Below are 17,367 nucleotides of genomic sequence, written 5' to 3'. Positions count from 1 at the left end.
TCACTGCAGCACGAGCGCCGCGGCCCCGATGAGCGGGCCCTCGTCGCCGAGCCCGGAGCGCACGACGCGCGTGCGACGGGAGTAGTCGTGCTGCGCGCTCTCGGCGAGCGCCGCCTGCACGAGGTCGATGTAGTCCTCGGCGACGCGGGAGAATCCGCCGCCGATCGCGACGACCTCCAGATCCACGAGGGTCGAAGCATCGGCGAGCGCCGCGCCCACCGTGCGGGCGGAGCGCTCGATCGCGGCGCGCGCGACCGTGTCGCCCGCCTTCGCGTCGCGAGCCAGGTCCTCGCCCTGCTGCCCGGTCCATCCCTGCGTGCGCGCCCAGGCCACGCTCGCGGGACCGGAGGCGACCTGTTCGACCGTGAGCTCCGGCGTCGCGTGCACCTGGCCGAGATGGCCGGCGTTGCCCGAGGATCCGGGCAGGTAGTGGCCGTCCACGACGAAACCGCCGCCGACCCCGGTCGACACCACGATCGAGAGCGACGCCGCGGCGCCGCGCGTCGCCCCGTACCGGGCCTCGGCGAGCGCGAGGCAGCCGCCGTCGTGCGCGAGCACCGTCTCGACGGGAGCCCCGTGCGCGGCCTCGGCGGCGGACCGCACGGCGTCGCGCAGCCCGAAGCCGCGCGCGGCGGGCATGTTCACCGGGACGATCGCGCCCTGCTCGCGGTCCACCGGACCGGCGCTGCCGATTCCGGCGCCGACCAGCTCGTCCTCCGACGCGCGTCCGGCGAGCGCGAAGGCGACGACCTCGCCGATCGCCGTGCGCAGCGAGTCGAAGGTCGCGTCGGGTCCGGTCGGGCGGCGGCTGCGCGTGCCGTCGACGACGGTCCCGTCGGCGCGCACCAGGGCGGCCTCGAGCTTGGTCCCGCCCACGTCGACCGCGAGCGCGACCCGGCGGTCCTCGGTTGCGGTGCTCTCGCCGGCCGCAGCGCCGGTCGTCGCGGCGGTCACTGCGGGTCGAGCCCGAGGTCTTCGAGATCGATCGCGGCGAGCCACAGCAGGCCCGCGGCCTCGATCGCGGCCTGCGCACCGGTCTTGCGGTCGACGATCGAGATCACGGCGACCGGCTCGGCGCCGGCGGCGCGCAGCACCTCGACGGCCTTGAGCGGGGATCCGCCCGTGGTCGAGGTGTCCTCGACGACGACCACGCGCTTGCCCGTGACGTCGGCACCCTCGATCTGGCGTCCGCGACCGTGATCCTTGGGCTCCTTGCGCACCACGAAGGCGTCGACCGGGGATCCGGCGCGCACGGACTCGTGCATGACGGCGTTCGCGATCGGGTCCGCCCCCAGGGTGAGACCGCCGACGGCGGCGATGCCGTCGAGGCCCTGCATGAGGTCGAGCACGATGCGGCCGATCGCCGGCGCGGCCCTGTGGTCGAGCGTGAGCCGGCGCATGTCGACGTAGTAGGTCGCCTGCTTGCCGCTGGCCAGAGTGAAGTGTCCGTGGAACACCGCCTCGTCCTTGATCAGGGCGATGAGGGCCTGGCGGTCGGCTTCGAGTTCGGGGGTGCTGAGCGTCACGGCTCAAGTCTAGGGCGCGCCCTCCCGGCCTGAGCGGAGACGGTCGGCCGCATGACAGGCGACAGCCGCGGATGCGCGGCCTAGAGTGGCCGTATCCGCGCTCACGAGGAGGTCCTGCATGCTCGATGTCGACACCTACGCCGCCCTCGCCCGGCTGAAGCCGGTGCCCCCACTGGAGCTCTCCAGCCCCGACTTCGACGCGAACGGGCCGCTGCCGGTCTGGGCCTGGTCGGAGTCCCGCGGCGGGGACGACCGCTCCCCCGCGCTGATCTGGGGCGAGCCGCCGGCCGGTACGAAGAGCTTCGCCCTCTCGATCTACGATCCGGACGCCCCGACCGGATCCGGCTTCTGGCACTGGGCCGTCGCGAACATCCCCGCCGACGTGCGCTCGCTGCCCGCGGGCGCGGGCGACGGCGAACCCGGATCCCTCCCCGCCCAGGCGATCACGCTGCCGAACGAAGCCCGGGTGCCGCGCTACATCGGCGCCGCTCCGCCCGCCGGCACCGGCGTGCACCGCTACGTCATCACAGTCGACGCGCTCGACATCGAGGAGATCGACCTGGACGGCGGCGAGACGCCCGCCTACCTCGGCTTCAACCGGCACTTCCACGTGCTCGCGCGCGGGATCCTGGTCGGGACGGCGGATCCCTCGGAGCACTGAGCGGACCGGATGGGACACCGATTCTCGTCGCTTTCTTTCGACATGTGGAACTTAAGCTTCGCATTATGATAATCTCCTCGCGAAGGTCATCTCGATATCGAGATAAATCACGCCGAGGGAGGACACCGATGTCCACGCACCGACAGACCGTCACGATCACGTACGAGACGGCCGCCCGTGCCGTGGCCCTCGCCCTCGAGATCGGCGCAGAGCGCGGCCTGCCCACCGTGGCCTCCGTCGCGGATCCGTCGATGACGCTCATCGCCTACGGCATGGCCGACGGCTCGACCCCGCACAGCGCCGACACGTCTCAGCGCAAGGCCAAGAGCAGCGCGTCGATCCGCCGCCGCACCGGACAGATCGCCGAGGCGCTCTCCGCGACCCTGCCCCTCGGCACGGGCGGCGCCATGACCACGATCGACGGGGGCGTGCCGATCTTCTTCGGCGAGCACCACGTCGGCGGCCTCGGCATCGCCGGCGGCCCTCCCGCGCTCGACGCGGAGATCGCCCTGGAGACCCTCAAGCGCCTCGGCGCCCGCACAGAAGGAATGGAACTATGACCTCGTACCTCTCCCGCGCAGACCTGTCGGTCGCCGCGCCGATCGTCGAGTTCGCTGAAGCGTCGCTTGCCGATTCCGGTCGCGACGCCACGGCGTTCTGGGCGGGTGTGAGCGAGATCGTGCACGACCTGGTGCCGCGCAACGCCGCGCTGCTCGCCCGGCGCGAGGAGCTGCAGCAGCAGATCGACGAGTTCCACCGCCAGAACCCGGGACAGCCGGATCCAGCCGCCTACCGCGCCTTCCTCACCGAGATCGGCTATCTGGTCCCGGTTCCGGAGCAGGTCTCCGTGACCACCGAGAACGTCGACCCCGAGATCGCCACGATGGCAGGCCCCCAGCTCGTCGTGCCTCTGTTGAACGCCCGCTTCGCCCTGAACGCCGCGAACGCCCGGTGGGGATCCCTGTACGACGCGCTCTACGGCACCGACGCGATCGAGCGCACGGGCGAGCTCGCCCCCGGCACCGCGTTCAATCCGGCCCGCGCCGCCGCCGTGGTGTCCTTCGGGCGCGAGCTGCTCGACGAGATCGCGCCTCTGGCCGAGGGCTCGCACCGCGACGCCACGGGATACCGCGTCGACGCCGCCGGCCTTGTCGTGACGACCGCGTCCGGCGAGCGTCGTCTCGCGGATCCGGCGCGCTTCGTCGGCTATACGGGCGACGCCGGCGCGCCCGCGACCGTACTGCTCGTGCACAACGGCCTGCACGCCGAGATCCTGGTGGACCGCACCGGAGCCATCGGCCGCACCGACGCGGCGGGCGTGCAGGACATCGTCCTCGAGTCCGCGCTGACCGCGATCCTCGACCTGGAGGACTCGGTCGCCGCCGTCGACGGAGACGACAAGGCGCTCGGCTACCGCAACTGGCGCGGCTTCATGGACGGCACCCTCACCGAGTCCGTCACCAAAGGCGGCAAGACGTTCACCCGCTCGCTCGCCGCGGACCGCGTCTACCGCACGGCCGACGGCGGCGAGGCCACCCTCCCCGGACGCGCCGTGCTGTTCGTCCGCAACGTCGGACATCTCATGCGCACCCCCGCCGTGCTCGATCGCGACGGCGACGAGGTGTACGAGGGGATCCTCGACGCGATCATGACCGCTCTCGGATCCATGCCCGAGCTCGAGGGCGCGAACAAGGGCACCAACTCCCGCACCGGATCCATGTACATCGTGAAGCCGAAGATGCACGGCCCCGAGGAGGTCGCCTTCGCCGCCGAGCTGTTCGGCCGCGTGGAGGAGCTGCTGGGCCTTCCCGCCGGCACCATGAAGATCGGCATCATGGACGAGGAGCGCCGCACGTCGGCGAACCTCGCCGCCTCGATCGCCGCCGCGAGCGACCGCGTGGTCTTCATCAACACCGGATTCCTCGACCGCACCGGCGACGAGATCCACACCTCGCTGCACGCCGGCCCGTTCCTGCCGAAGGCCGGGATCAAGGCGCAGCCGTTCATGCAGGCGTACGAGGATCGCAACGTCGCGATCGGCGTCGCGAGCGGCCTCAGCGGACGCGCCCAGATCGGCAAGGGCATGTGGGCGGAGCCCGACCTCATGCACGACATGCTCGAGAAGAAGATCGCGCACCCGCGTGCCGGCGCCTCGACCGCCTGGGTGCCGTCGCCCACCGCCGCGACCCTGCACGCCCTGCACTACCACCAGGTCGACGCGTTCGCCGCGCGGGCCGCGCTGCCCGCGATCTCCGACGAGGCGCTGGACCGCCTGCTGGTGCCGCCGCTCGCGCCCGAGGGCTCGCTGACGCCCGAGATCGTCGCGACCGAGGTGGACAACAACGTGCAGTCGATCCTCGGCTACGTGGTGCGCTGGATCGACCAGGGCATCGGCGTCTCGAAGGTGCCGGACATCCACGACGTCGGCCTGATGGAGGACCGCGCCACGCTGCGCATCTCGAGCCAGCTGCTGGCGAACTGGCTGCAGCACGGCGTGATCACCGAGGCGCAGATCGACGACAGCCTCCGCCGCCTGGCAGTGGTCGTCGACGCGCAGAACGCGGGTGACGAGAACTACGAGCCGCTCGCGTTCGCGGAGGGATCCGCCCCCGGCATCGCCTTCACCGCCGCCCGCCGCCTGATCACCGAGGGCGCCGCGCAGCCGAGCGGCTACACGGAGCCCCTCCTGCACGGCCTGCGCCGCGAGAAGAAGGTCGAGCAGCTCGCCCGCGCCTGACCCTCCCCCGCGTCTGCCCTCCTCCGCGTCTGCCCTCCTCCACTTCCGAGTCGTCCCCATGAGCGGACCCCATGGGGTGCGCTCATGGGGACGACTCGGTGATGGGGGCGCACTGAAGCGCGGCGTCAGGCTTGAGCGTGGACGTAGGTCGCGCGCCAGACCTGCAGGAAACGCTCCGGATCCATCTCGCCGGAGCGGTACTCCTCGCTCGCCTGCTGCATGGCATCGGCGAGGGCGTCGAGGCGGCGCTGGGCCTCGCGATCCGCGGTGTCGGGCTGGAGCCCCGAGGTGCAGGACGCGACCCTGGCCGCGCCATGCCGCACGGCCCGCGTGCTCCGCGCCAGGACGACGCCGGCCGGGATCGCGACCGCCGCGATCGCCAGGAGCGCGATCAGCGGGGAGACGCCCGCGGCCGCGAACCCGATCCAGGCGAGCAGCGCGCCTCCGGCGACGACCGTGCCGAACACGCGGGACAGCTCCGCCCAGCGCCGGTCCTGCTCCGCGGCGTCCGGCGAGTAGATGACGAGCTCGCTCGAGACCACGCCATACCGACTGACCGACCGCGACAGGTGGCCCCAGTGCGGGCGGGGCCGGCGTGCGACCGCCGCCGGATGCCGGTGCTCCGAGGGCGTGAACCGCTGTTCCATGACCATGGATCCACCCTGCGCCGCCGTCCGCAACGCGGATCCTGTCCCTACGGAACGCAAACGGGCGCGGCCGGGATCCCTGCGCTTCTCGTACGGGTGCGCGCCAGGACGAGCATGCGGCCGACTTCGACCCGCGACCGGCGATGTCGTCGCCCGCCCGTAGGCTGGATCCATGCGCCTGGCCACCTGGAACGTCAACTCCATCCGCACCCGCGTCGCCCGCACCGTCGAGTTCGCCGTGCGCGAGGACATCGACGTGCTCGCGATGCAGGAGATCAAGTGCAAGCCGGAGCAGTTCCCGTACGCGCCGTTCGAGGAGGCCGGCTATCACGTCGAGGTGCACGGCCTGAACCAGTGGAACGGCGTCGCGATCGCCAGCCGCGAGCCGATGACCGACGTGCGCACGTCCTTCGACGACATGCCCGGCTTCGCCAAGGGCCACGAGGGCCCTGATGCGCCGCTCGAGGCCAGGGCGCTCGGCGCGATCGTGAACGGCGTGCGCGTCTGGAGCCTGTACGTGCCCAACGGCCGCTCGCTCGATGACCCGCACCTCGCGTACAAGCTGCACTGGCTCGACGCGCTGCGCACCTCGACCGCGGCCGAGCTCGCCGCCGCCCCCGGCCTGCCCCTCGCACTCGTCGGGGACTTCAACATCATCCCCTTCGACCACGACAACGGGGATCCGGACATCGTCGTCGGAAGGTCCACGCACGTCTCCCCCGAGGAGCGCGCGGCGTTCTTCGCGCTGGAGTCGGCGGGCGTGCAGGACGTCGTGCGACCGCTGCTTCCCGAGGGCTACACGTACTGGGACTACCAGCGTCTCAAGTTCCCGCGCAACGAGGGCATCCGGATCGACTTCGTGCTCGGATCCTCGGCCCTCGCCGACGCCGTCAAGGGCGCCTCGATCCATCGCGAGGAACGCAAGGGCGAGCAGCCCAGCGACCACGTGCCGGTGGTCGTCGACCTCGAGCTCGGTGGCGCCGAGGACGACGGCGACATGCCGATGATCTTCGCCTGATGAGCACGGACGTCTCGGACGACGCGGCATCCGCAGGGTCGGTGAGCGCCGTTCGACAGGCTCAGAGACCGGCCGAAGGCGTCCCCTCCCCGGGGTCGTTGAGCGAGGACGCCGAAGGCGACCGAGACGAAACGCCGCACGCTCGCGAGTTCACCGGCGGATCCCGGATCCGCCTGATCGCGACGGATCTCGACGGCACCCTGCTCGATCCGGCGGGACGCGTGAGCGCACGCACCCGCGTCGCCCTCGACGCCGCCCGCGCCGCTGGGATCGTCGTCGTGCCGGTGACCGCGCGACAGCCGATCGGCCTGCGCGCGATCGCCACGGAAGCAGGCTTCGATGACTGGGCCCTGTGCGGCAACGGGGCGTACGGCATCCGCCTCGACACGCACGAGCAACTGTTCGCCACGGAGATCGCCGTGCCGGTGCAGCAGCGGATCGCGCGCGAGCTGGGCGCGCGGATCAACGGGCTGCTGTTCGCGAGCGTGCGCGAGGCCGGTGAGGTCTTCGTCGCCCAGGAGGGCTATGCCGAGGTCGCGGCGCACGGCGACCACAAACGCGATCCGGCGTCGATGGGCGCGGTCCCGCTCGCCGAGGTGCTGGCCGCGCCGAGCCTGAAGCTCGTGATCCGTCACCGCTCGATGCCGCCCGCGGAGATCTTCGCCGCGTTGCGCCCCCTGGACCAGAGCGGCTTCGAGGCCACCCTGTCCGGCGCGCCGTTCGTCGAGGTCATGGCCGAGGGCGTCACCAAGGCCACTGGGCTCGCGCACCTGTGCGACCGGCTCGGCATCGACCGCAGCGAGGTCCTCGCGTTCGGCGACGCCCTCAACGACGTCGAGATGCTGCGCTGGGCCGGCCGGGGCGTCGCGATGGCGGACGCCGAGCCCGAAACCCTCGCCGCCGCGGACGAGGTCGCCCCCTCGAACAGCGAGGACGGCGTCGCGGTCGTGCTAGAGCGGATCCTCGCAGGCTGACGGGACCGCGACATCCGGGGGCGAACAGGTCACCGGCGCCCGATGGCGTCACACGACGAGCGTCGCCGCGACGAGATTCATCACCACGAGCACGTGCACGTTCTTCTGAGCCAGCATGATCGCCGAGGGGATGATCGCGAGCAGCGTGCTCAGCAGCAGGGCGATGAGCACGCCGAGCGGGAACCGGAGAGCCTCGGCCGCGCTCGCCACCACGCCGAAGAGCAGCCAGGAAGCCAGCAGGGCCGCACTCGTCAGCAGCACGGTGCTCGGCGGGAGCCATTCGCTCAGCCGGCGCTGCAGCATGCCGAACAGGAACCATCGCCAGACGACGGCGACCGCAACCCACCACAGCACCGCGAGAAGATCAGGTCCCGCCCCCGTGCGGACGACGAGCACCACGACAGCGACGGGCACAAGCGCATAGAGCCAGGTCGCCTTCGAGTACGCGAACATGGCGCGCGCATCATCGGGATAGACCAGCGTGAGAACGAGGGCCACCGCTGTCGCAACGCACCCCTGCAGCAGCAGCGCCTGCGACTCCATCACCCGCGGATCGAACGCGGACAGCGACGGGGTGAGCTCCTGCACGGCGACCCACCCGATCATCGCGGCGGCGACGCTCAGCCAGCGGGTCATCCCGCGTCTCGGCTCGGATGCCAGAACACCGTCCTGCGCGGAGAGCTCGCTCCCACCGCCTCGAGGCAGGGACACGGCTTCAGCTCCCGCTTCTCGGCGCGAAGTGCGCCTCCAGCGTGCGGATGTCCTCCTCGGTGAACGCCTTCCGCGGCAAGACGATCGTGGTCGGCGCTGAGGCGTGCTTCAGCATCACGCTGTCGGCCGTCAGCCGCAGCTTGCCATAGACGCTGAGGATCGTCCTGGCACTTCCGAGCGCCGCTGAGTGCCACAGATAGCCGTCGTCAGTCCCCGCAACCACCCAGGACGCGATCGGATAGGACGTCGACACCACCTTTCGCGGCGCTGTCCGAAGCTGGACGATGATCCGGATCGGAATGAGCAGGCCGAGGACGACCGGCACAGCCACCACCCAGATCACTCCCGTCGTGGCGAAATCCCGATAGAAGCCGACCAGCATGAGTAATGACAGGAAGCCCACCAGACCGAACAGGACCATTGTCGGCATCGCATCCTCGGTCAGCTTGTTCCGCAGGTCTGCGATCACGCGCTCTTGGGTGTCTTCATCGACGATGACTCCGTCCTGAGCCCCGGGCCGTCCATCACTGCCGAGTTCGTCCCCACGTTCCATGTCCCGATCCCCCTCCTAGACCATGGCGTCCGATCACGCCGCTGCTGCTACTTCAGTGCCAGCGAATCGAAAAACGCATCGTCCCGCTGGTCACCGCTCTGCAAGACCGACAGGGCGTGACTGCGGTCATCGGCGATCACCGCCAGCATCCACATGTCCGACGAATCCGCCGTCAAGTGAGCGGCCAGCGCGGTGCCGCCCGAGATCTTCACCGGATGCGACTCCACAACGGTCGCCCCGCTCGAGATCACGGTCCCCTGCAACATCGACTGCACCGTTCCCGTCTCGCCGACCTGTGGCAGATCGATCACTTGATACACCTTCTGCTTGTTGCTCCAAAGCGCTAGCTCCGCCATCACCGAAGCCCCCGGCACGGATCGTGAACTCACCGTCGGCTCCCCCGGGAACAGCACCCGGTAATTGCCACCCGAGTACTCGTACCCCTGAGCCGCAGACACCGACTGATCCGCGTAGGTCAACAGCATCGGCGTCCCGATAGCCACCCCGATACTGACGACCGCACCAAGTGCGAGGGTGAGGATGAGCTTCTTTTCTTTCCCTCTCCACCCGCCTCGAAACAACACGTCCGTGAAAGTCACGTTCTGCTGGGGATCAAAATTGGTCACTTGCAACTTCGCCTCATTGCTCCGTGTGCCTCTTGGTTGCGCCGCGAGCCGCTGCGGTCGCTACGATGTCACGCTCTCCCGATAGAAGTCCACAAGGTCGGGATCCTTTTGCGCAAGATCCGCCTCGAATGCGTCCCAGCCTCGGAGCGCAACAAAATCTGCTTCAGGAGTGCTAATGGGGACCAACCAGGCTACGACGACGCTTCCCTCGGATCCAGTAAATGTGGCGAACTCGTCAGGAAAGTACACCGGCATAGTCACATAAAGCGCAGTCAGCTCAGACCCCGGGGCGATGCTCCCCGCCGGACCGATGACGTCACCGCGCAGCAACGGCCTTCCACGGCCCAGCGCTGCGCTTCCAACTTGAAGCAGCAACGAAACGACCGTGTCGGGCGCTTGCGACTTGGGCGCCAGCATGAAGAGCTCCTGGCGAATCTCCCGCCCGGACACTGGCGACGACAACGCGTATCGACTTAGGCCGATTGTTGCGAAGCCTACCGAGTTGTCGTCCGAACCTCGCGCAAATCGTACGATCTGGAACGGCATCTTTGTTCCGTCCGAATCGAGTGCCCAGCCGAGCGTGATCGGCCCAAGGGCCTTCTCGAAGTGCTCGACAATGCCTGCTGCGTCACTGTCCGAATCGCGCATCGTTATTCCCACCAAGTCGATTGCAGACGGGGCATTCCAAGCTCACCCCTTGATTGTAGTTGTCAAGGACTTCGCTTCGGCTGACGCTCGTCCCCCACCCGGAACGAGTCCCGCGAATTGACCATGCCACCCGTGTTAGTCCCACTGACCATGGCATCCGTGGCGCTGGTTGCGCTTGCGTCTGCTGCTGAGATCGCCGCGCTTTCCGTTGCGGCCGCGGCCTTGGTGGCCGCGGTGGCCGCAGCCTTCTCCAGAGCTTGGACTGCGATGTTGGCCACGGCAGGTACGGCTAAGCCAGCGCCGAAGCCCGCCATACTCATAAGTCCTGCCTGGTTGGAAGCCTGCAAGGCGCCCTCAACAGTCTTAGATCCGTCTTTCAGCATGTTCGCTCCAACTCCACGCGCCTGCCCGAACGGATCCGTCCACCGACGAGTGACCGTCCCGGCCCCGGCGGTGTTGACCTCCATCCCGACCGTGCCCACCATGTCCGGCGACGACCACCACAACCCGCCGCCAGCCCCGGACACGCGCTCCGCGAACCCGATCCCCGCAACCACATACGACCGGACCCCGGTTGTCACGCCGGCCTTCGACCGCAGGATCGTGTCGCCCAGGAACAGCGACGCCCCATCGGCACCCCCGTACCGCAGCAACAACTGCCCGTCCGCGGTATAGATGCTCTTCTCCGCGGTGGTCCCGGTGCCGACCTGCTTCAAACGGCCGGACTCGTCGTACGAGACCGTCGTCCCCGCATAGGTCGTGGTCGACCCGGACGCGTCATACCCGTACGACGCCGTCGTCACCTGCGAACCCGTCACGGTCTGCACGCCCGACACCGCATGCGGAATCGAACACCGGGGACGGCGTCGCGATCGTGCTGGAGCGGGTGCTCGCGGACTGACGCCGTCAGCCCCGCGGGATCCGGTTCTCGTTGATCTGGCTGGGCCTGGTCGTGTTGAGCACCGTCGGGGTGCCGCTGGAGGTGTCGATGAAGTAGATCCCGTCCTCGCCCGACTCGGTCACCGGGAACGCCCACGTGCCGCCGACCGTCTCGGGCTGCGGCCCCTGCACGACCTGCATCGGCGCCGTCATCGTCCCCTTCAGCACCTCGATCGGGGTGAGGGTGGCCGATGTCGAGAAGTCGGTTCGCGGCGTGCGCAGCGTCACGTGATCGGATGCGCCGCGGGCGGTCGCGAACACGATGATGTCGGCCCGGGCAGTCCAGTCCTTCAGCTGCGCCTCGGTCGCCGCGGGGGCCCGCTCGGGTCGCCCCGCGAGCACGCGCTGGAACGCCGGCAGCGCCCCGGCGTCGTCCTGCACACCGGTATTCCCGAACAGCTCGTAACCCGTGCCGCTCTTGCGCAGCGTGAACACCCCCGCCCATTTGGCGTCGTACGACTTCTGCCTCGCGTCGGCGAGGAAATACCAGGTGCCGGCCGGCTTCGTCACCGTGATCGTCGTGGCGGCTTCGCCCTTCAGCACCTGATCCACCGTCACGGTGGCGGTCTGCGCCTGGCGCGGACGCGGTTGATCCGCGTCGATGGCGACGTCCACGGAGTCGACCTTCCCGACGACGACGAGATCGGCTTCCGCGAGCAGCTCCGCGACCGGCTCCTGCGGGTTCGGATCCGCCGCCCTCGCGGCGGACGGCGAGGGAGTGGACGAAGTGGGCATGGTTTCCTCCTCGGGATGTGCGCTGCACGCGGTGAGCAGAAGGCTCGCGACGATGACGACCACGCCGGCGCGCACGACGTGCCCGCGCGTCATCTCTGGATCTCCACGGCGGTGAATGCCTTCGCGAAGTCCGCGAACGTCATCGTGAAATAGCCGTCGTCCGGGTCGTGCAGAGTGCCGCCGGCGTCACGGATGACGCCCTCGTGCTGACTGTTGTTGCCCCACGGATTGCGGATCTGCACCATCGCCACACCGTCCTTGTCGTAGGCCCGCGTCACGGTGAGGGCGTGACCGCCTCCCTCGAAGCCGAGCGCACCGTCCGAGGCGATCGCCACCACAGGGCGCCCGTGCGAGAGGGCGTTCTTGATCTGGTCACCGCTGTCGTCGATGTCGTTGCCGCCGGTCAGCCAGTCGAACGGGCCGCCCTTGTTGTCCTTGTAATCGACGTCCCCGCCGTAGATGGCCTTCATCACGGCCGCGGGGTCGCCGCCGTTGTCGAACTCCTCGAAGCTTCCCTCGTGGACCTGGTACGCGCCTTCGATCACGCGCACCCAGTCCGCCTGACCATCGTCCGGCAGCTGATCGCCGCGCACCGTGATGTCGCCGTCCTTGAAATGGACCGTATATGTGCCGTCCGGGTTCGCGGTGATCAGATCCTTGATCCGGTCCGGGTCGCCCTTCGCGATGCCCGCCAGCACCGACAGCAGATAGCAGTCGCCGGCGCCGCCCTGATCGACGTCGGTCGGCTCGGGCTCGCCGCTCGGGAAGAGTGTGAGAGCGGCGACCGGCGGCAGCTCTCCCTTGCGGATCGTCTCCAGCTGAGGATCGGAGAGGCTCGCCACCGCGGCGGTGTAGCGCCCGAACCACTCGACATACGCGTTGTTCCACTGCGCCGAGCTGCGGGACCACGAGCTCCCCGCGTCCATCGCGGCGTTCTCCGCGTCGGTGCGCTCCTGCTGCTTCTGCTCGTGGCCCGGATCGCCGGGCGACGGGGCAGGGAGTGCCTTGTACGCGGCGACAAGTTGCTCGTGCGCCGCCCACTGCTCCTGGCAGATCTGCGCCAGCTTGTCGAGCTCCGTCTGATCCGCGCTCGTCCCCGACCCGTAGTCGGACAGCGCCTGCCCGACCGGCGCATACAGGGCACTGGCGATGGCGAGCATCTGGGCGACATCGGAGACGTTCGCGCGCAGCGTGTCCGCTGCCTCGCCGGCGAATCGCCACTGCGACATCTCGGCCGCCTCGATGGCGAGCAGTTGCCCGCCGACCTGCGCCATCAGATGCCCGTAGTCGGCCATCTTCTGCCCCGCCTTGTGCACGACATCGGGCTCACCCGCCATCGACCGGATCTGCTGCCCGGTGCCGAGCGCGACGCCCGCGGTCCCCGGCTCGACCTTTCCCCCCATCAGAACCACCTGTCCAGTCCGAGGTACGAGTCGATGACGTCCCCGATGCGTCGCGAGACGTCCTCGAGCGACGCGATCAGGTCCTCGCGTCTCGGCTCCCAGGATCCGCGGAACTCTGCCGCGAGCGCCTGGAGCTGCGCCTGCTCGAACGGCTGGTCGATCGCGCCGGCCGCGTCATGGCTGCGCTCCGGCGCGTCTTTCAGCTCGGCGATGATCGTGGTGATCGACGTGCGCACACCGTCCAGCATGTCGTAGTCGATGACGACCTTGTCCGCAGTCATGCAGCCCCCCTGCGTCTCTGTCGGGATCGAACCTACCGAACGCGACGACGCCGTGCGATGGGGAGAGCTCCCCATCGCACGGCGGACGTCGACGGGCCCGACGCCGACAGCACGGGCCCGTCCGGCCCTCGGGCGGGCAGCGCAGCCGCGCGGCCGCCCTGCCGCCCGTGGCCCGGAGTCAGGCCCTGCGACGGATGCGGATCACGGCGACGCCGATGAGCAGCATCAGCGCACCGAGCAGCAGCATCCCGTCCGGGAGCTCCGCACCGGTCGCGGCGAGCTGCGCGGAGCCGGAGGCGGTGCCGGAGCCGGACGCCGGCGTGGAGCCACCACCGGTTCCGGATCCGTCGGATCCGCCGGGAGTGGTCACACCGGCGATGGTCAGCGCCGAACCGCCGGTCAGCGTCGACCTCTGCCCCGTGAGCACGATCCGGTGCGCGCCGGCGGGCGCGTCCGCCGGAATCGTGACGGTGGTGTCGACCACGCCGTCGGAACCTGCGGTGAGGGTACCGAGGGAGATCGGGTCGGAATGCAGCTCGATAGCGACGGATTCTCCCGGCATGAAGCCGGATCCGGTCACGTGCACCGCAGCGCCCGGCTGGACGGTGCCCGCTGAGAGTTCGACCTTCGCGGTGAGCGATGACAGATCGAAATCGATGCCCGTCGTGTCGCCCGTACTCGAAACGACAACCGGCGTCGCATCGGCTGCGGAGCTCGCGTGCGAGTAGTACTGCGGCGCGATCGCGTAGCCCAGGCCTTCCGTGAGCTCGACCTTGACCGTGTACGTGCCGGGAGCCACCGTGATGCTGTAGGTCCCGTCCGGGCGGACGTAGGACATGCCCACGTACTCATTGCCGACCGCGGCGACCACCGCGATCTTCGACGAGTTCCCACGCAGGTCCGTCGAGCCGTCGATGAGCACCGAGCCCTTGATGGTGACGTTCGCGGCGAGCTGCGCATCGATGCCCGTGCTGTCCGCGCCGTCGACGACGGTGACCGGCGTCGCGTCCTTCGAGTTCGCCGCGCCGCTCCACCACTGCGTGGCGAGCTTCGCGGACGGATCCCGGAACGAGACCGTGTACGTACCCGGCACGACGGGGATCCGGTAGGCACCGGTGTCGTCGGTCGTCGCGGAGTAGTAACCGCTACTGCCCTGCACGCTCACGGAGATGCCCGCCGCGGGGAGGCCGTCAGCCGCGCGCGTCACGGTGCCGCTGATCTGCGACGAGATGGCCCGCAGCGCTGCGTCGATACCGCTTACGGTCTGTCCCGCGACGATCGTGACAGGGGTCGCGTCGGCCGCGGTGGCGGCCCCGGCCCAGTACTGGGTCAGCAGCTTCGGATCGTACGAGGCGAACTTGATCTTGTAGTCGCCGGGACGAATGCCATCGATCCGGTACGAGCCGTCGGAGGCGAGCCATCCGTTTGCGACGGAATTACCGCTTGCGTCCAGCACGGCGACCCCGCCATTGGCGACGGCGGAGCCGTCGGAGGCCAGCGTGACGACCCCCTGGATCGATCCGCCCGCCGAGAGCACGGCGTCGATGCCGGTGACCGCGCCACCGGATGCCACGGCGACCTTCGTCGCCGTCGAGCGGTCGGACGCGTCATCCCAGTACTCGCTGATGAGGCCGTCCGCGCTCGCCGAGAACTGCACCGTGTAGGAGTCGGCGACGAGGCCTTGCAGCGTGTAGGCGCCGTCGGAATCCGTCACCGCGTTGCCGAACCCGCCGTTCGTGCCGTTCGCGGCGATGAAGGCGTGCGTGGCGGGTGATCCGTCTTCGCGAGTGACGACCCCGCTGATCGTCGCGCCCTCGGCAAGGCCGGCATCGATCCCGGTCGTGACCGCGCCATCCTGCACATCCACGGTCGTGGCACCGAAGTAGCCGGTCGAGTTGTCCCAGTACTCGGAGATGTACGGCGTGCCCAAAGTCAGGAAATGCACACGGTGAGGACCCGCGAGCAGGCCGTCGATGCGGTACGCGCCGTCAGCCCCGGTCATCCCCGAAGACATGGACGACCCGTCGTCGTTCTGCGCCTGGACGTAGAGGCCTGCGATCGGGGAGCCGTCCACGTCGCTCGTGACGACACCAGAGATCGAGCCTCCGGTCCCCGGCGTCGGGTCGGCATGGGCCGCCCCGACCCCTGCGAACATCAGTGCCGCGGCGAGCAGCGCGGTGAGCGCGCCCTTCCAGCCGCGACGTCCGGACACGCCTGAAGACATCCTGGTCCCCCCATCGGGTCAACGGCCGCCCGCCATAGGGTCGGACCGGCGCCTGAAGAACCAGGCGTCGATGCAATCTATCGTCACAGGGTTCTCTCAGGAAAGAGGCAAATTCCAGTAGGTCGGATCCGGACATGGGAACACCCGCACCCCCCAGAGTGCGGGTGTTCGGGTCAACGTCCCCACGCGTTATCGATGACTGTAGTTTCGCGGCACCCTGCCAGCTAGACGGATCCGCGATATTCCGGTCACGAATCCGACACGGCGCCGCTCGGGCAACACGCCGACACTCGTCCTCACATCGTGCCGGTGGTGGGTTCCCCGGGCAGCGGGGCGTAGCGCAGCAGCAGCGTGCCGCCGTCGCCGGACTCGGCGTGCACGAGGCGCATGTTGTGCGGTGTCGCGCCGTCGGGGAAGACCTTCTTGCCCTGGCCGAGCACGATCGGATACACCCACAGCTGCAGCTCGTCGTAGAGCTGCCCGTCCAGCAGGGTCTGCACGAGGTCGACGCTGCCGATCACGTGCACGTCCCGGTGGTTCTCGCGCATGTCCGCGATCTCCGCGGCCAGATCCGCTCCGACCCGGGTGCTGCCCTGCCAGTCGAGCTCGATCCCGGCGTTGCGGGACGCCACGTACTTCGGCACGCGGTTGAAGAGCTGTCCGATGAAGCCCTCCGGTCCGGTGGTGTGCTCGGGCCAGTAGCCGGCGAAGATGTCGTACGTGCGCCGTCCCAGCAGCAGCGCGTCGAGGGTCTCCATGCCCTCGGTCACGCTGCGCATGACGGCCTCGCTGGGAAGCGTCGCCTGCCAGCCGCCGAAGCGGAAACCGTCGCTCGTGTCCTCCTCCGGTCCACCCGGCGCCTGGGCGACGCCGTCGAGCGTCGTGAACAGGTCGATGATGATGCGTCCGGTCATGATGTGCTCCTTCGTGGTCGGGCCCGGGGACAGGCTCAGGGGGCGACGGCTGCGTTTCCCGCCCCTCGGCGACGCTACGCCGCGAGTCGGGGGATATGGAAGGTCTGTGCGAACGCGCCCAGGATCCGTTCCTCGCCGCGCACCACGGCGACGAGGTCCTGCGCGATCGCCTCGGCCGGCGAGACCTCGCCCCCGATGACGCGCCGGATGCCCGGGCCCGCGACGAGCACGGCCTCGGGATCGCCCGGCGGAAGAACGCCCCCAACGGGCGGGGCCGGCGGGGCGAGCTGCGCGACCGTCAGCGCGCCGTCGTGGACGATCGCCCGCAGCGCGACGTCGCCGACGTGCAGCTCGACGTCGAGGTCCTGCGCGTGCTCGGCGCGGAACGCGGTGCGCAGCGCCATCGTGAGCGAGTCGGGCGTGATGACATCGCCCTCGTCCGGGTCGCCCATGGCCTGGAAGCCCCAGCGCCCGAGCGCGAGCATCACCGGCTCGAGCGCGCGGCCGTACGGCGTGAGCTCGTAGACGAGTCCGCAGCCGTGCAGCGGCACCCGGCGCACGATCCCGCCCTCCTGCAGCTCCTTGAGCCGCGTGGAGAGGATGTTCGTCGGGATGCGCGGCAGCCCCTGCTTGAGATCCGTGTAGCGCCGCGGTCCGACGAGCAGATCGCGCACGATGAGCAGCGCCCAGCGTTCGCCGATCAGCTCGACGGCGGTGGTGACGCCGCAATACTGGCCGTAGCTGCGTGCGGCCATCTCAGCGCAGCCCGC

Annotated in this window: 19 protein-coding genes; 5 read left to right on the top strand and 14 right to left on the bottom strand. The window is 69.6% G+C overall.

The annotated features are described in order from the left end of the window. Positions 1-954 (bottom strand): ROK family protein, encoded by a 954-nt coding sequence (locus ACFC1J_RS04725; RefSeq protein WP_375902981.1) that lies wholly within the window; start codon positions 952-954, stop codon positions 1-3. Further along, the gene (gene pyrE / locus ACFC1J_RS04720) at positions 951-1,526 is read right to left on the bottom strand and encodes an orotate phosphoribosyltransferase (RefSeq protein ID WP_375902979.1); all 576 of its coding nucleotides are present in this window, start codon (positions 1,524-1,526) and stop codon (positions 951-953) included. Before pyrE ends, ACFC1J_RS04725 begins: the two co-directional genes overlap by 4 nt. Before the next feature lie 118 nt (positions 1,527-1,644). Here pyrE and ACFC1J_RS04715 point away from each other — a divergent pair, with 118 nt between their 5' ends. From ACFC1J_RS04715 to ACFC1J_RS04705, 3 genes are all read left to right on the top strand, one after another. Beyond that, on the top strand, positions 1,645-2,187 hold the full coding sequence (locus ACFC1J_RS04715; protein ID WP_375902977.1) for a YbhB/YbcL family Raf kinase inhibitor-like protein: 543 nt from the start codon (positions 1,645-1,647) through the stop codon (positions 2,185-2,187). Between the two features lie 128 nt (positions 2,188-2,315). Continuing rightward, a complete protein-coding gene (locus ACFC1J_RS04710) occupies positions 2,316-2,747 on the top strand; it encodes a heme-binding protein (RefSeq protein WP_375902975.1) in 432 nt (143 codons plus the stop codon). Continuing rightward, a complete protein-coding gene (locus ACFC1J_RS04705) occupies positions 2,744-4,924 on the top strand; it encodes a malate synthase G (RefSeq protein WP_375902973.1) in 2,181 nt (726 codons plus the stop codon). Before ACFC1J_RS04710 ends, ACFC1J_RS04705 begins: the two co-directional genes overlap by 4 nt. A gap of 125 nt (positions 4,925-5,049) precedes the next feature. Here the strand turns inward: ACFC1J_RS04705 and ACFC1J_RS04700 are convergent, their stop codons facing one another. Continuing rightward, entirely contained in the window at positions 5,050-5,577 is a 528-nt protein-coding gene (locus ACFC1J_RS04700) for a DUF6611 family protein (RefSeq protein WP_375902971.1), read from the bottom strand. A gap of 166 nt (positions 5,578-5,743) precedes the next feature. Here ACFC1J_RS04700 and ACFC1J_RS04695 point away from each other — a divergent pair, with 166 nt between their 5' ends. Together ACFC1J_RS04695 and ACFC1J_RS04690 are read left to right on the top strand one after the other, a co-directional pair. Further along, the gene (locus tag ACFC1J_RS04695) at positions 5,744-6,589 is read left to right on the top strand and encodes an exodeoxyribonuclease III (protein WP_375902969.1); all 846 of its coding nucleotides are present in this window, start codon (positions 5,744-5,746) and stop codon (positions 6,587-6,589) included. Next, positions 6,589-7,563 (top strand): Cof-type HAD-IIB family hydrolase, encoded by a 975-nt coding sequence (locus tag ACFC1J_RS04690; RefSeq protein WP_375902967.1) that lies wholly within the window; start codon positions 6,589-6,591, stop codon positions 7,561-7,563. The genes ACFC1J_RS04695 and ACFC1J_RS04690 overlap by 1 nt, the downstream gene beginning before the upstream one ends. 48 nt (positions 7,564-7,611) lie before the next feature. Here ACFC1J_RS04690 and ACFC1J_RS04685 read toward each other — a convergent pair whose 3' ends face one another. The 11 genes from ACFC1J_RS04685 to ACFC1J_RS04635 form a co-directional block, all read right to left on the bottom strand. Continuing rightward, entirely contained in the window at positions 7,612-8,199 is a 588-nt protein-coding gene (locus ACFC1J_RS04685; RefSeq protein ID WP_375902966.1) for a hypothetical protein, read from the bottom strand. A 79-nt stretch (positions 8,200-8,278) separates the two neighbouring features. After that, positions 8,279-8,827 carry a hypothetical protein gene (locus ACFC1J_RS04680; RefSeq protein WP_375902964.1) on the bottom strand — a complete coding sequence of 183 codons (549 nt, stop codon included), beginning with the start codon at positions 8,825-8,827 and terminating at the stop codon, positions 8,279-8,281. Positions 8,828-8,874: 47 nt separating this feature from the next. Then, complete coding sequence (locus tag ACFC1J_RS04675) at positions 8,875-9,453, bottom strand: hypothetical protein (protein ID WP_375902962.1); 579 nt, start codon at positions 9,451-9,453, stop codon at positions 8,875-8,877. Between the two features lie 60 nt (positions 9,454-9,513). Beyond that, a complete protein-coding gene (locus ACFC1J_RS04670; protein ID WP_375902960.1) occupies positions 9,514-10,101 on the bottom strand; it encodes a suppressor of fused domain protein in 588 nt (195 codons plus the stop codon). Between the two features lie 62 nt (positions 10,102-10,163). After that, positions 10,164-10,928, bottom strand: a complete 765-nt coding sequence (locus ACFC1J_RS04665) for a hypothetical protein (protein WP_375902958.1) — start codon at positions 10,926-10,928, stop codon at positions 10,164-10,166. 79 nt (positions 10,929-11,007) lie between these two features. Further along, positions 11,008-11,775, bottom strand: coding sequence for a hypothetical protein (locus tag ACFC1J_RS04660; RefSeq protein WP_375902956.1), 768 nt, complete (start codon positions 11,773-11,775; stop codon positions 11,008-11,010). 89 nt (positions 11,776-11,864) lie between these two features. Beyond that, positions 11,865-13,178: a C2 family cysteine protease gene (locus ACFC1J_RS04655; RefSeq protein WP_375902954.1), complete on the bottom strand. Its 1,314-nt coding sequence runs from the start codon at positions 13,176-13,178 to the stop codon at positions 11,865-11,867. Next, entirely contained in the window at positions 13,178-13,459 is a 282-nt protein-coding gene (locus ACFC1J_RS04650) for a hypothetical protein (RefSeq protein WP_375902952.1), read from the bottom strand. The genes ACFC1J_RS04655 and ACFC1J_RS04650 overlap by 1 nt, the downstream gene beginning before the upstream one ends. A 178-nt stretch (positions 13,460-13,637) precedes the next feature. Continuing rightward, positions 13,638-15,671 (bottom strand): collagen binding domain-containing protein, encoded by a 2,034-nt coding sequence (locus tag ACFC1J_RS04645; RefSeq protein ID WP_375902950.1) that lies wholly within the window; start codon positions 15,669-15,671, stop codon positions 13,638-13,640. A 308-nt stretch (positions 15,672-15,979) separates the two neighbouring features. Beyond that, complete coding sequence (locus ACFC1J_RS04640; protein WP_375902948.1) at positions 15,980-16,597, bottom strand: dihydrofolate reductase family protein; 618 nt, start codon at positions 16,595-16,597, stop codon at positions 15,980-15,982. A 74-nt stretch (positions 16,598-16,671) separates the two neighbouring features. Continuing rightward, positions 16,672-17,352 carry a winged helix-turn-helix transcriptional regulator gene (locus tag ACFC1J_RS04635; RefSeq protein WP_375902946.1) on the bottom strand — a complete coding sequence of 227 codons (681 nt, stop codon included), beginning with the start codon at positions 17,350-17,352 and terminating at the stop codon, positions 16,672-16,674. Between the last annotated feature and the right edge of the window lie 15 nt (positions 17,353-17,367).

It is taken from the genome of Microbacterium sp. NPDC056052 (genome assembly GCF_042266785.1).
Classification (GTDB): Bacteria; Actinomycetota; Actinomycetes; order Actinomycetales; family Microbacteriaceae; genus Microbacterium.
This window is presented reverse-complemented; position numbering and strand designations above follow the sequence as displayed.

What these genes read in the sequence shown, in the direction of transcription:
- ACFC1J_RS04660 (WP_375902956.1), bottom strand. Translation starts at nt 11,775, where the DNA reads ATGCCCACTTCGTCCACTCCCTCGCCGTCCGCCGCGAGGGCGGCGGAT.
- ACFC1J_RS04705 (WP_375902973.1), top strand. Translation starts at nt 2,744, where the DNA reads ATGACCTCGTACCTCTCCCGCGCAGACCTGTCGGTCGCCGCGCCGATC.
- ACFC1J_RS04710 (WP_375902975.1), top strand. Translation starts at nt 2,316, where the DNA reads ATGTCCACGCACCGACAGACCGTCACGATCACGTACGAGACGGCCGCC.
- ACFC1J_RS04680 (WP_375902964.1), bottom strand. Translation starts at nt 8,827, where the DNA reads ATGGAACGTGGGGACGAACTCGGCAGTGATGGACGGCCCGGGGCTCAG.
- ACFC1J_RS04690 (WP_375902967.1), top strand. Translation starts at nt 6,589, where the DNA reads ATGAGCACGGACGTCTCGGACGACGCGGCATCCGCAGGGTCGGTGAGC.
- ACFC1J_RS04695 (WP_375902969.1), top strand. Translation starts at nt 5,744, where the DNA reads ATGCGCCTGGCCACCTGGAACGTCAACTCCATCCGCACCCGCGTCGCC.
- ACFC1J_RS04700 (WP_375902971.1), bottom strand. Translation starts at nt 5,577, where the DNA reads ATGGTCATGGAACAGCGGTTCACGCCCTCGGAGCACCGGCATCCGGCG.
- ACFC1J_RS04635 (WP_375902946.1), bottom strand. Translation starts at nt 17,352, where the DNA reads ATGGCCGCACGCAGCTACGGCCAGTATTGCGGCGTCACCACCGCCGTC.
- ACFC1J_RS04685 (WP_375902966.1), bottom strand. Translation starts at nt 8,199, where the DNA reads ATGACCCGCTGGCTGAGCGTCGCCGCCGCGATGATCGGGTGGGTCGCC.
- ACFC1J_RS04715 (WP_375902977.1), top strand. Translation starts at nt 1,645, where the DNA reads ATGCTCGATGTCGACACCTACGCCGCCCTCGCCCGGCTGAAGCCGGTG.
- ACFC1J_RS04650 (WP_375902952.1), bottom strand. Translation starts at nt 13,459, where the DNA reads ATGACTGCGGACAAGGTCGTCATCGACTACGACATGCTGGACGGTGTG.
- ACFC1J_RS04655 (WP_375902954.1), bottom strand. Translation starts at nt 13,178, where the DNA reads ATGGGGGGAAAGGTCGAGCCGGGGACCGCGGGCGTCGCGCTCGGCACC.
- ACFC1J_RS04640 (WP_375902948.1), bottom strand. Translation starts at nt 16,597, where the DNA reads ATGACCGGACGCATCATCATCGACCTGTTCACGACGCTCGACGGCGTC.
- ACFC1J_RS04670 (WP_375902960.1), bottom strand. Translation starts at nt 10,101, where the DNA reads ATGCGCGATTCGGACAGTGACGCAGCAGGCATTGTCGAGCACTTCGAG.